The sequence below is a fragment of the Klebsiella pneumoniae subsp. pneumoniae HS11286 genome (genome assembly GCF_000240185.1).
Classification (GTDB): domain Bacteria; phylum Pseudomonadota; class Gammaproteobacteria; order Enterobacterales; family Enterobacteriaceae; genus Klebsiella; species Klebsiella pneumoniae.
In genome coordinates, this window is the sequence record NC_016845.1 from 5289837 (window position 1) to 5302725 (window position 12889).

The following is a 12889-nucleotide window of genomic DNA, read 5'->3' on the forward strand; positions in this document are numbered from 1 at the left end:
AGTCCTTGTGCTCTATGTGTACTGCTCTACTTTACCGTCGCTGCTGAATTTCGCCTCATGTTTGTACTACTAACGTGATGCTGTACGTTATCAACATGAGCGTAATGTAGTACAACATTATTGTGTTGTACTACAATTTGGATCACAAAAAGAACAATTCATGAAAATTAAAGCGCAGCGGCCCTGACAAGAGGCGATAAGAGAGAAAATTAAGGGGAGGAGGCGTTAAAACGCTTCGCCGACCTGGAAGTAAAAGCCGCTGCTGCCATTGCCGATACCGTAGTCGAGGCGAACATTAACGCGAGGTTTGAATTCAAAGCGGTAGCCAACGCCCGCCGAAGGCAGCCAGCGGCCATTATTCAGCGACGACAGTGAGGGCCCCATGGTTCCCGCCCCGGCCCAGGCGACAATCCCGTGCCGCCAGGTGAGCTGCCGGCGGTATTCCAGCTGGCCGCTGACGACCTTTTTATCCCGGTAGCGCCCCTGGTAGTAGCCGCGCATCCGTTCATCGCTGCCGAGCAGCGGCATCATGCTCCACGGTACCTCGCCCTGGGTGAAGGCGCCATCGGCCTCCCAGGCGAGCACGCTTTTCTCGCTCAGGGCATGATAATGGCTATAGTGCAGCTGAAATTCCTCAAAGCGGGTATCGCTACCTAATCCGGGCGCATAGTGGGTATAGCGGAGGTTGGCATACTGACCCCGGCGCGGGTTAGGGACAAAGTCGCGATCGTCCCAGTTGATATCGATGCTGGCGCCGGAGCTGAATACCGACGGTCCCTGTGGAGTGTTTTCTATCTTCGGCCGATCGTCATGGTCCATCTCATCGGCATTCTGCGCCGCCAGCGACCATCCCGCCCCGAGATAAACATGATCGATAAGCTGCCGATAAAGGGTGGGTCGCAGGGTCAGTACCTGGGCGGTATACTTCTCTTTTTCATTGTCTTTATCCCCGGCATGAAAACCCTGCCCCCAATAATAAGTGGGCGTGTTGGCTATCGACCCGTCGACAAAAACGCGCCACAGATCACGATCGAAAAAGGTGTAGTTTTTCACGCTGAGGCCAAAGGCGCCGGTAGAGCTGGCGTAGCCGCTGAGCGTCAGGGTCGAGTTCTGGCTGGTGGTATCCTGCGGGTCGGGACGATACAGGCCGACGACAGCGGTGCCAATGCCCAACCCTAGTTCCGGCGTATAGAACGGACCGGGCATCACGCCCCAGTCGATGCCTTTGCTGGCGTCGAACTTATCGCTGGCGCCGAGATGCTGCAGCCAGCCGTCGATTTTCTCGCGGCTGAGCGCCTCGGCCTGGCTGCCTGTCGGGCAGACCATCAGCAGCAGAAAAGTGATAAACAGTCGGCTCAAAAGCGATACTCGCCGGCAATAAAGAAACTGTTACGTTCGGCAAAGCCAAACTCGGTAGTAATATTAAAATTCTGCGTCAGCTCGTATTGCGCGCCCACCAGAACGTTCCATGGCGACTGCAGATGCTGCTTCACATCGAAGCGACCGTTATTGTCCTGGTTGGCCAGATTAACCATATTCTGCAGCATCGGCGACGGCATCGAGAGATCGCTGAGGCTGCCTTTAAACTCCTGCTGCACATCCTGATACATGCTGCCAACCCACAGATTTAGCTTTCCGGCGGGGAGATGCAGCGCATCGACCGATGGCGTACTGAAACGATAGCCAACGCGCGGCGAAAAGGTAAGCGCATCGATGCTGCCGTCGAGGATATCAAAGCGCGTTTGCGTGTAGTTGGCGTCCAGCACGGTAAACCAATTGCCGACGCCGCCCACCAGGGTGGTGCCCATCCCGTAGGTAGTACCTTTAAAATCGAGACGAAAGTCGAGATCCTGCATCCCCGGCAGGGGCACCACTTTACCGTTCGGTCCCTTCAGGCCGACAGCTATCTGCGAAATTGAATGCCCTTCGGTGTGCCCCACCAGGCCATAAACGTTCATAAACGGCAGCAGCCAGGCATCCAGCTTGAGCGTCTCGGTTTTGCTGCTTTCCCGCGTATGACCAACGCCAATCTGGAAAGCGTTATCCAGCGAGACCGGCCCATTAGCGAAAATGTTATTCACGGCGTGCTTGCAGACAGGATCCTTACCGCAATCGATATTGCGGCCATCCAGCGACAGCCCGGTGAAGTTAATGCTGTCGACATTAATATTCTGCCGCATATCCATATAGTTAATGCTGACGCCAAACGGCAGCGGCAGGACGTAGCCGCGCTTTCTGGCCTCATCGCCTAGCAAAGGGAGTAGCGAGGACGATGCTGCGGCCGCAGGCTGGCGACTTTCTGGCGCCGGCAGATCCGCAGGCTCTGCGCCGTGATAGGCATACGCCGGTTCGAGCGGCGCCGTTGGTTCCGCGGCCGCGCAAATCTGAACAGAGGCGAATGGCAGCGTAACCAACATCAAACGGTGGTATATATTCATGAAAAGTATGATGTTAGTTCTGAGTTGCTAAAAAGAGGGCGGGTAGCTTATAGAATCCCCTGCAAGGATTGAGGGATTTAAATGCGGATTAACATCTGTTCATGAAAAAAGAGAAGACAGACCCGGCGAACGCCGGGCCGGAAAGAAGTTTACGCTAAAACGTATTTTTCAATGGCGAAGGCAACGCCATCTTCAAGGTTCGATTTGGTGATGAAGTTCGCCGCTTCTTTGACCGCAGGAATGGCGTTATCCATTGCCACGCCGACGCCGGCAAATTCAATCATCGCGATATCATTTTCCTGATCGCCAATCGCCATAATCTCTTCCGGCTTGATGCCCAGCGCATCGGCCAGCGACTTCACGCCAGTGCCTTTATTGACGCGTTTATCCAGTATTTCGAGGAAGTAAGGCGCACTTTTCAGCACGGTGTACTTCTCTTTCACTTCCGCCGGAATACGGGCGATGGCCTGGTCAAGGATTGCCGGCTCATCAATCATCATCACTTTTAGCAGCTGGATCTCAGGATCCATTTTCTCCGCTTCGCAGAACACCAGCGGAATGGTTGCCACATAGGATTCGTGGACGGTGTAGTAGCTGATATCGCGGTTCGCGGTATACAGCGTATTGCGATCCAGCGCATGGAAGTGGGAGCCGACCTCGCGGGAGAGCTGCTCAAGGAAGCGATAGTCGTCATAGCTCAGCGCGGTTTGCGCGACGGTGCTTCCGTCACCAGCCTTCTGCACCAGCGCGCCATTGTAGGTAATGCAGTAATCACCCGGCTGCTCCATATGCAGCTCTTTCAAATAGCTGTGGACGCCAGCGTAAGGGCGACCGGTGGTCAGCACCACGTTAACACCGCGCTCGCGCGCCGCGGCGATGGCGGCTTTCACCGCTGGAGAGATGGTATGGTCGGGCAGCAGCAGCGTGCCGTCCATATCGATTGCAATCAGTTTAATAGCCATAGGGTCCCCGGGTAAGATGAGTCTCCCCTCATGCTAACGCGATTCCGCTCAAAAAACAGTAAAAGTGTCGGCCAGAAAGGGGGATGGAACCACAGCAGCGGATTCCTCTTTTAGCGGCAAAAGAAAAGCCCGATCGCGCGATGCGACCGGGCTTATACATCCTGTTGCCCCGGTAAAACTCGTTACCGGGAAACATGCGGCTTAAATATCGATATTCGCCGCTTTCAGGGCATTCTCTTCGATAAACGCGCGACGCGGCTCAACGGCATCACCCATCAGGGTGGTGAACAGCTGATCGGCAGCGATGGCATCCTTGACGGTCACGCGCAGCATGCGACGGCTGTCCGGATCCATGGTGGTTTCCCACAGCTGATCCGGGTTCATCTCGCCCAGACCTTTATAGCGCTGGATGGAGAGACCGCGACGGGACTCTTTCACCAGCCAGTCCAGGGCCTGCTCGAAGCTGGCTACCGGCTGACGACGTTCGCCGCGCTCGATGTAAGCATCTTCTTCCATCAGGCCGCGCAGTTTCTCGCCCAGGGCACAAATACGACGATATTCCGGCCCCATAATGAACTCGTTATCCAGCGGATAGTCGGTATCCACGCCGTGGGTACGTACGCGAATAACCGGCTCAAAATGCTGCAGTTCTTTGTTCTCGTGGAGATCGAATTTCCACTGGCTGCCGTGCTGTTCTTTCTCGTTCAGCTCGGAGACCAGGGTGTTCACCCAGCGGGTCACCTTCTGCTCGTCCGCCAGGTCGGCCTCGGTCAGGGTCGGCTGATAGATAAGCTCTTTCAGCAGCGCTTTCGGGAAGCGGCGCTCCATGCGGCCAATCATTTTCTGGGTGGCATTGAACTCGGCAACCAGTTTTTCCAGCGGTTCGCCCGCCAGCGCCGGCGCATTGGCGTTGGTGTGCAGGGTCGCACCGTCGAGCGCGATGGAGATCTGATACTGATCCATCGCTTCGTCGTCTTTAATGTACTGTTCCTGCTTGCCTTTCTTCACTTTGTACAGCGGCGGCTGGGCAATGTAGACGTGGCCGCGCTCGACGATCTCCGGCATCTGACGATAGAAGAAGGTCAACAGCAGGGTACGAATGTGCGAGCCGTCGACGTCCGCATCGGTCATGATGATGATGCTGTGGTAGCGCAGTTTATCCGGATTGTACTCATCGCGACCGATACCGCAGCCCAGCGCGGTGATCAGCGTCGCCACTTCCTGGGAAGAGAGCATTTTATCGAAGCGGGCTTTCTCAACGTTAAGGATTTTACCCTTCAGCGGCAGGATCGCCTGGTTCTTGCGGTTACGACCCTGTTTAGCAGAGCCGCCCGCGGAGTCCCCTTCCACCAGGTACAGTTCGGACAGCGCCGGGTCGCGCTCCTGGCAATCCGCCAGTTTGCCCGGCAGGCCTGCCAGATCCAGCGCGCCTTTACGACGAGTCATCTCACGAGCGCGACGTGCGGCCTCACGGGCGCGCGCGGCGTCAATAATTTTGCCGACCACGATTTTCGCATCGGATGGATTTTCCAGCAGGTATTCGCTCAGCAGTTCGTTCATCTGCTGCTCCACCGCCGATTTCACCTCGGAGGAGACCAGCTTGTCTTTGGTCTGCGAGGAGAATTTCGGATCCGGCACCTTCACGGATACCACGGCAATCAGGCCTTCACGCGCATCGTCGCCGGTGGCGCTGACTTTCGCTTTTTTGCTATAGCCCTCTTTGTCCATATAGGCGTTAAGAGTACGGGTCATCGCCGCGCGGAAGCCGGCGAGGTGAGTACCGCCGTCACGCTGCGGAATGTTGTTGGTAAAGCAGTAGATGTTTTCCTGGAAGCCGTCGTTCCACTGCAGGGCCACTTCCACGCCGATACCGTCTTTTTCGGTGGAGAAATAGAAAATATTCGGGTGGATCGGCGTTTTGTTCTTGTTGAGATACTCAACGAACGCCTTGATGCCGCCTTCGTAGTGGAAATGGTCTTCTTTGCCGTCGCGCTTATCGCGCAGGCGGATAGAGACGCCGGAGTTCAGGAACGACAGCTCGCGCAGGCGTTTCGCCAGGATGTCATATTCAAATTCGGTGACATTGGTGAAGGTTTCCAGGCTTGGCCAGAAACGCACCATGGTGCCGGTTTTGTCGGTTTCGCCAGTCACGGCCAGCGGTGCCTGCGGCACACCGTGTTCGTACATCTGCTTGTGAACTTTGTTATCGCGCTGGATAACCAGCTCCAGCTTCTGCGACAGGGCGTTAACCACCGAGACGCCTACGCCGTGCAGACCGCCGGAAACTTTATAGGAGTTATCATCGAATTTACCGCCAGCGTGCAGGACGGTCATGATAACTTCCGCTGCGGAGACGCCCTCTTCCGGGTGAATGCCGGTCGGGATGCCGCGGCCGTCATCCTGGACGGAGACGGAGTTATCGCTGTGGATGGTGACAACGATATCTTTGCAGTAACCCGCGAGCGCTTCGTCGATAGCGTTATCCACAACCTCGAATACCATGTGGTGCAGACCGGTGCCGTCATCCGTGTCGCCGATATACATACCCGGGCGCTTACGCACCGCATCCAGCCCTTTCAGGACTTTGATACTGGAGGAGTCATAAGAATTCGACATCAACGTTTCTCGCTCATTTAATCTTGGGTTAATCCGTTATTTTACCTTTTTCCACGCGGAACATCTTCGAATTTTTGTCCGACATGTCCATAACGTGTTCAGCGCTGATCGCGCTGACGAAAACCTGCGACTGCGTCGCTTTCAGGCGGCTGGATAACAGACCGCGGCGGGCATCATCAAGTTCCGAGGCAAAATCATCTATCAGGTACAGGCAGCGCCGCCCGCTGACGCGGGTGAGGAACTCTCCTTGCGCCAGACGCAGGGCGCACATCAGCAGCTTAAGCTGCCCGCGCGACAAGGTATCTTCCACCGGCGCTCCGTCGGCGCGAATGCGAAAATCCGCTTTATGCGGGCCGTGGGCGGTGTAGGTTAACATTCTGTCGCGCTCGAAATTCCGCTCCAGCACCTCCGCGTAGTCGGTCTCTTTTTCCCAGCCGCGCTGGAAAGAGAAGGTGAGCGTGAATTCCGGTAAAAATTGCTGACAGGTATCCGCCATGTCTTCGACGATAGCGGCGCTGTATTCGGCACGCCAGCGGCTGATCTGCTCCGCCAGCGGGATTAATTCCAGATCCCAAGGCCGCAGCTGGGCATAGCGGCTGACCTGACGCAGCGCGGCGTTGCGCTGCTTGACCAGGCGCTTCAGGTTGCTCCAGGCGGTGAAGAATCCGGCTTCGTTATGAAAGCATCCCCAGTCAAGGAATGCTCTTCTGTATTTGGGGCCGCCGTTGAGTAAAGTAAACCCCTCCGGCGTAATCAGCTGCATCGGCATCAGGTGCGCCAGCTCCGCCACTTTGTGGCCGTCGGTGCCGTCGATACGCACCTTGCTGTCGCCCTGTTTGTCTTTGGTCAGGCCGATGGCGGTTTCCCGCTCTTCGCCCTGTAAACGCCCATGCAGAACAAACGCATCCTGCTCGTGGCGGATCACTCGGCCAATTTGCAAACTGCGAAATGCCCGGCCGTGGCCAAGCGTGTAGATAGCTTCCAGCACGCTGGTTTTGCCGCTGCCGTTCGCGCCAACCAGGAAGTTAAAGCCGGGAGATAAAGCGAGATCCGCGCTTTCAATATTGCGGAAGTCTTTGATGAGCAAGCGCGTCAGTGACATATCAGCGTTCTTTGGGCCAGGGCGTTATCGGCGCAGCCAGTTTCAACGCGGACTGCGCGCAGACCCTGGAGCGTACACAAAGTACGTGACAGGGGCGAGCACAGCCCAGGTTGAAAATGGCAAGTAAGATAGCCCGATATTTTCCACTACAATCTCATAGGCATGACGACATAGGCTGCGGATTGAGAGGCCGCATCCTCAATCTGCACGCTCGACACCGAATCCGTCAGCAGAATGCGTACATTCTCGCACTTCAGCGCATTCAGCACATCCAGCACATAGCTAACGTTGAAGCCAATCTCCATCTCCGTTCCGGCGTAGGTCACATCCAGAATCTCTTCCGCTTCTTCCTGTTCCGGGTTATTGGCGGTGATTTTCAGCTGGTTTTCGCTAACGTACAGCCGCACGCCGCGGAATTTCTCGTTGGAGAGAATCGCCGCGCGCGCAAAAGCCTGCTTCAGAATATCGCAGCCCGCTTCGAGGTGTTTATCCGGATTTTTCGGCAATACGCGGCGATAATCCGGGAAACGGCCATCAACCAGCTTAGAGGTGAAGATAAAATCGCCAACGTGGGCGCGGATATTGTTGCTGCCAATCTGCACGCGCAGCGGGATATCCCCGCCGTCGAGCATCCGCATCAGCTCAATCACCCCTTTACGCGGCACGATCACCGAATGGTTCGGCAGCGACGCTTCCAGCGGCATCGAACAGACCGCCAGGCGGTGACCATCGGTGGCCACCGTGCGCAGTTCGCTGCCTTCGGTTTCAAACAGCATGCCGTTTAAGTAGTAACGAACATCCTGGTGCGCCATCGAGAACTGGGTGGCTTCGATCAGACGCTTCATGGTCGCCTGCGGCAGGGTAAACTCCACTTCACTCTGCCAGTCATCCAGATTCGGGAAATCGGCGGCGGGCAGGGTCGACAGCGAGAAGCGGCTGCGGCCGGAACGCACCAGCATGCGATCGCCTTCCAACTGAACCGCGATCTCCGCGCCTTCCGGCAGGCCGCGGCAGATATCAAAGAATTTCCGTGCCGGAACGGTCGTTGCGCCCGCTTCGTGCGGCTGAACCAGCGCCACGCGCGCCACCATCTCCATTTCAAGATCGGTACCGGTCAGCGACAGCGCGCCCTCCGCGACCTGAAGCAGCAGGTTACCGAGAATGGGCAGCGTCGGACGACCACCTAACGGACCGCTCACCTGTTGCAGCGGTTTTAATAAATGTTCACGTTCTACGGTAAATTTCATAGCGTCACGAGGATAATGTTCTGATTAAATTGGAAAAATCTTCTTTAATGTCGTGGCTTTCTTCACGCAGCTGCTCAATCTTGCGGCAGGCGTGCAGCACGGTGGTATGGTCTCGGCCGCCAAACGCATCGCCGATTTCCGGCAGGCTGTGGTTGGTCAGCTCTTTGGCCAGCGCCATCGCCATCTGGCGAGGACGCGCCACCGAACGGGAGCGGCGTTTGGACAGCAGATCCGCTACCTTAATCTTGTAGTACTCCGCCACCGTCTTTTGAATATTGTCGATGGTGACCAGTTTTTCCTGCAGCGCCAGCAGATCGCGCAGCGCTTCGCGCACGAAATCGATGGTGATCGCCCGGCCGGTGAAGTTGGCGTTGGCGATAACGCGATTCAGCGCCCCCTCCAGCTCACGCACGTTCGAGCGCAGACGCTTGGCAATAAAGAACGCCACTTCGCCCGGCAGGCGGATGTCGTTCTCGTCGGCTTTTTTCATCAGGATCGCGACGCGGGTTTCCAGCTCCGGCGGCTCGATCGCCACCGTCAGCCCCCAGCCGAAGCGGGATTTTAGACGATCCTCAACGCCGTTGATCTCTTTTGGATAACGATCCGACGTCAGGATGATCTGCTGATTACCTTCCAGCAGCGCATTGAAGGTGTGGAAAAACTCTTCCTGGGATCGTTCTTTATTGGCAAAGAACTGAATGTCATCGATCAGCAGGGCGTCAACGGAGCGGTAGTAACGCTTAAACTCTTCGATGGCGTTGTTCTGCAGCGCTTTAACCATGTCCTGAACGAAACGCTCGGAGTGCATATAGACCACTTTCGCGTTCGGCTTACGCGCCACAATGCCGTTCCCCACCGCGTGCAGCAGGTGAGTTTTACCCAGACCCGTCCCGCCATAGAGGAACAGGGGGTTGTAGGCGCCGCCCGGGTTATCCGCCACCTGACGCGCCGCCGCGCGGGCCAGCTGGTTAGATTTACCTTCGACGAAGTTATCAAACGTGTGTTTCACGTTAACGTTAGAGCGGTAGGTCGGCTCCGCCGGCGCCGGGACATTATCCCAGCCAGGGCGCACGATCGTCGGCGCCGCGCGCGCGGTCTGCACCTGCGCCGCCGGAATGGCCGCCGCAGCCGGGCTTACCGCCCCTTTCTGCAGCGAGCTGGCGGGCTTAGCGCCCACCTCAAAACGCAGCTGCGGGGCGTCCGCACCGCAAAAATCATTGAGGAGTCCATTGATATTATTGAGGTATTTGTCCCTTACCCAGTCGAGCACAAAACGGTTTGGCGCATACAGTGCCAGCGTGTTATCGCTCAGTTCCGCCTGCAATGGGCGGATCCACATGCTGAATTCTGTGGCTGGTAACTCATCCTGCAATCGGGCAAGACACTGCTGCCAAAGCGAAAGTGACACGGCGGACTCCACTCGAACATAAAATCGATATCAAAGAAAAACTGAAACAATCGTGATTGTTGGCACACGTCGACAAGACCCTGCATTAGCCGAAAAGCCCCTGCACAAAAGGGGTGACGTGCGAACCGCTATCTGCGGTTATTACCCGCTGCGGATCCGGGGATCGCGATCGGGACCGGGGATCATAGCCTAAACTGAGAAAGAGATCTTGTGTTTCTCAACAGATTCTTCCCGATTTATCCACAGGAAGGATCGAAACCGGGTAAGTGTAATCGATCCTGCGGGGAGTGAAGCACGATTTCCGCCGCATATTGGAAAAATTAATGAGCTATGCCGCTTTTGGGCGGAAACGATCTAATAAAGATCCTTGTGGATCCTTGCGCTTTACTGGCCAGGCCGTATAATCCCCCACCCGGCGCGTAATGCCCGTTTTCGTCACGCGTCTCAGCTTATTTTTTGTGCGACGAGGTGCGAGAAATAAGGAAAGAGAATTGACTCCGGAGTGTACAATTATTACAATCCGGCCTCTTTAATCACCCACGCTGAGGCGTAAGCCGTTCGAAGTTCGTTCGGGTCTACGCAAAAGTCAGTGAATTTATTCAAGTTTAGGTAGAAATCGCCATGAAACGCACTTTTCAACCGTCTGTACTGAAGCGCAACCGTTCTCACGGCTTCCGTGCTCGTATGGCTACTAAAAATGGTCGTCAGGTTCTGGCACGTCGTCGTGCTAAAGGCCGCGCTCGTCTGACCGTTTCCAAGTAATAAAGCTAACCCTGCGTGGTTAAGCTCGCATTTCCCAGGGAGTTACGCTTGTTAACTCCCAGTCATTTCACTTTCGTCTTCCAGCAGCCACAACGGGCTGGCACGCCGCAAATCACCATCCTCGGCCGCCTGAATTCGCTGGGGCATCCCCGCATCGGTCTCACCGTCGCCAAGAAAAACGTGAAACGCGCACATGAACGCAATCGGATTAAACGTCTGACGCGTGAAAGTTTTCGTTTGCGTCAACATGAACTCCCGCCAATGGATTTCGTGGTGGTGGCGAAAAGAGGGGTTGCCGACCTCGATAACCGTGCTCTCTCGGAAGCGTTGGAAAAATTATGGCGCCGCCATTGTCGCCTGGCTCGCGGGTCCTGATCGGCCTGATTCGAGTTTATCAGCGCCTGATTAGTCCGCTACTCGGGCCGCATTGTCGTTTCACCCCAACCTGTTCTCAATACGGAATTGAGGCCTTACGCAGGTTTGGAGTGATAAAAGGCAGTTGGTTGACGATGAAACGCGTATTAAAATGCCACCCTTTACACCCTGGTGGTGACGATCCCGTCCCGCCTGGACCATTTGATACCAGAGAACACTAACGATGGATTCGCAACGCAATCTTCTTATCATCGCTTTGTTGTTCGTGTCTTTCATGATCTGGCAAGCCTGGGAGCAGGACAAAAATCCGCAGCCCCAGCAGCAGACCACGCAGACTACGACCACAGCAGCGGGTAGCGCCGCCGACCAGGGCGTACCGGCCAGTGGCCAGGGGAAACTGATTACGGTTAAAACCGACGTGCTTGAGCTGACTATCAACACCAACGGTGGCGATATTGAGCAGGCGCTGCTTCTGGCGTATCCAAAAACGCTGAAATCGACCGAACCGTTCCAGTTACTGGAAACCACGCCGCAGTTTGTCTACCAGGCGCAGAGCGGCTTAACCGGCCGTGACGGTCCGGATAACCCGGCAAACGGCCCGCGTCCGCTGTACAACGTCGATAAAGAGGCGTTTGTGTTGGCCGATGGCCAGGATGAGCTCGTTATCCCGCTGACCTACACTGACAAAGCCGGCAACGTCTTCACCAAAACCTTCACCCTGAAGCGCGGTGGCTATGCGGTGAACGTGGGTTACAGCGTGCAGAATGCCAGCGAGAAGCCTCTGGAAGTCTCGACCTTCGGTCAGCTGAAGCAGACCGCTGCGCTGCCGACCAGTCGCGATACGCAGACCGGTGGCCTGTCCACGATGCATACTTTCCGTGGCGCCGCGTTCTCCACTGCGGATTCGAAATACGAAAAATATAAATTCGATACCATTCTGGATAACGAAAACCTGAACGTCAGCACCAAAAACGGTTGGGTTGCCATGCTGCAGCAGTACTTCACCACCGCATGGGTGCCGCGGAATAACGGGACGAATAACTTCTACACCGCCAACCTCGGCAACGGCATTGTCGCTATTGGCTACAAATCGCAGCCGGTACTGGTGCAGCCAGGCCAGACCGACAAACTGCAGAGCACGCTGTGGGTCGGCCCGGCTATTCAGGACAAAATGGCTGCCGTTGCGCCGCACCTGGATCTGACCGTCGACTACGGCTGGCTGTGGTTCATCTCCCAACCGCTGTTCAAGCTGCTGAAATTCATCCACAGCTTCCTCGGCAACTGGGGCTTCTCGATCATCGTTATCACCTTTATCGTTCGTGGCATCATGTACCCGCTGACCAAAGCGCAGTACACCTCCATGGCGAAGATGCGCATGCTGCAGCCGAAGATTCAGGCCATGCGTGAGCGTCTGGGCGACGATAAACAACGTCAAAGCCAGGAGATGATGGCGCTGTATAAAGCGGAAAAAGTAAACCCGCTGGGCGGCTGCTTCCCGCTGATTATTCAGATGCCGATCTTCCTTGCGCTGTACTACATGCTGAGCGCCTCGGTTGAACTGCGTCATGCGCCGTTTATCCTGTGGATCCACGACCTGTCTGCTCAGGACCCGTACTACATCCTGCCGATCATCATGGGCGCGACCATGTTCTTCATCCAGAAGATGTCGCCGACCACCGTGACCGACCCGATGCAGCAGAAGATCATGACCTTTATGCCGGTCATCTTCACGGTGTTCTTCCTGTGGTTCCCGTCTGGCCTGGTGGTGTACTACATCGTCAGCAACCTGGTCACCATTATTCAGCAGCAGCTGATTTACCGTGGTCTGGAGAAACGTGGCCTGCATAGCCGCGAGAAGAAGAAATCCTGATACTCTTCATTCTTCAAGCCGCAGATGCGTTGGCTTCATTAGTTCGCCCCAGTCACTTACTACAGTAAGCTCCTGGGGCCTCACTAACTTGCCGCCTTTCTGCAACTTG

Annotated in this window: 10 protein-coding genes; 3 read left to right on the plus strand and 7 right to left on the minus strand. The window is 55.9% G+C overall.

Annotation, left to right across the window (positions count from 1 at the left end; all coding sequences use genetic code 11):
- Positions 1-225: 225 nt before the first annotated feature.
- The 7 genes from KPHS_52720 to KPHS_52780 form a co-directional block, all read right to left on the minus strand.
- Complete coding sequence (locus tag KPHS_52720) at positions 226-1359, minus strand: putative outer membrane protein (RefSeq protein ID YP_005229572.1); 1134 nt, start codon at positions 1357-1359, stop codon at positions 226-228.
- Entirely contained in the window at positions 1356-2438 is a 1083-nt protein-coding gene (locus KPHS_52730; protein ID YP_005229573.1) for a hypothetical protein, read from the minus strand. Before KPHS_52730 ends, KPHS_52720 begins: the two co-directional genes overlap by 4 nt.
- A gap of 149 nt (positions 2439-2587) precedes the next feature.
- On the minus strand, positions 2588-3400 hold the full coding sequence (locus KPHS_52740; protein ID YP_005229574.1) for a sugar phosphatase: 813 nt from the start codon (positions 3398-3400) through the stop codon (positions 2588-2590).
- Between the two features lie 201 nt (positions 3401-3601).
- The gene (locus KPHS_52750) at positions 3602-6019 is read right to left on the minus strand and encodes a DNA gyrase subunit B (protein ID YP_005229575.1); all 2418 of its coding nucleotides are present in this window, start codon (positions 6017-6019) and stop codon (positions 3602-3604) included.
- A gap of 25 nt (positions 6020-6044) precedes the next feature.
- Complete coding sequence (locus KPHS_52760; protein ID YP_005229576.1) at positions 6045-7118, minus strand: recombination protein F; 1074 nt, start codon at positions 7116-7118, stop codon at positions 6045-6047.
- Positions 7119-7264: 146 nt separating this feature from the next.
- Complete coding sequence (locus KPHS_52770; RefSeq protein ID YP_005229577.1) at positions 7265-8365, minus strand: DNA polymerase III subunit beta; 1101 nt, start codon at positions 8363-8365, stop codon at positions 7265-7267.
- A gap of 4 nt (positions 8366-8369) precedes the next feature.
- Positions 8370-9773: a chromosomal replication initiator protein DnaA gene (locus tag KPHS_52780; RefSeq protein ID YP_005229578.1), complete on the minus strand. Its 1404-nt coding sequence runs from the start codon at positions 9771-9773 to the stop codon at positions 8370-8372.
- 621 nt (positions 9774-10394) lie between these two features.
- Between KPHS_52780 and KPHS_52790 the strand changes: the two genes are divergently transcribed.
- The 3 genes from KPHS_52790 to KPHS_52810 all read left to right on the plus strand — a co-directional run bounded on the left by KPHS_52790 (position 10395) and on the right by KPHS_52810 (position 12780).
- Positions 10395-10535: a 50S ribosomal protein L34 gene (locus tag KPHS_52790; RefSeq protein ID YP_005229579.1), complete on the plus strand. Its 141-nt coding sequence runs from the start codon at positions 10395-10397 to the stop codon at positions 10533-10535.
- 261 nt (positions 10536-10796) lie between these two features.
- On the plus strand, positions 10797-10910 hold the full coding sequence (locus KPHS_52800; RefSeq protein YP_005229580.1) for a ribonuclease P protein component: 114 nt from the start codon (positions 10797-10799) through the stop codon (positions 10908-10910).
- A gap of 274 nt (positions 10911-11184) precedes the next feature.
- The gene (locus KPHS_52810; protein YP_005229581.1) at positions 11185-12780 is read left to right on the plus strand and encodes a putative inner membrane protein translocase component YidC; all 1596 of its coding nucleotides are present in this window, start codon (positions 11185-11187) and stop codon (positions 12778-12780) included.
- Positions 12781-12889 lie beyond the last annotated feature (109 nt).

Bases quoted from the DNA above. Each gene is read 5' to 3' on its own strand.
- KPHS_52730 (YP_005229573.1), bottom strand. From the start codon at position 2,438: ATGAATATATACCACCGTTTGATGTTGGTTACGCTGCCATTCGCCTCT.
- KPHS_52740 (YP_005229574.1), bottom strand. From the start codon at position 3,400: ATGGCTATTAAACTGATTGCAATCGATATGGACGGCACGCTGCTGCTG.
- KPHS_52760 (YP_005229576.1), bottom strand. From the start codon at position 7,118: ATGTCACTGACGCGCTTGCTCATCAAAGACTTCCGCAATATTGAAAGC.
- KPHS_52770 (YP_005229577.1), bottom strand. From the start codon at position 8,365: ATGAAATTTACCGTAGAACGTGAACATTTATTAAAACCGCTGCAACAG.
- KPHS_52790 (YP_005229579.1), top strand. From the start codon at position 10,395: ATGAAACGCACTTTTCAACCGTCTGTACTGAAGCGCAACCGTTCTCAC.
- KPHS_52800 (YP_005229580.1), top strand. From the start codon at position 10,797: ATGGATTTCGTGGTGGTGGCGAAAAGAGGGGTTGCCGACCTCGATAAC.
- KPHS_52810 (YP_005229581.1), top strand. From the start codon at position 11,185: ATGATCTGGCAAGCCTGGGAGCAGGACAAAAATCCGCAGCCCCAGCAG.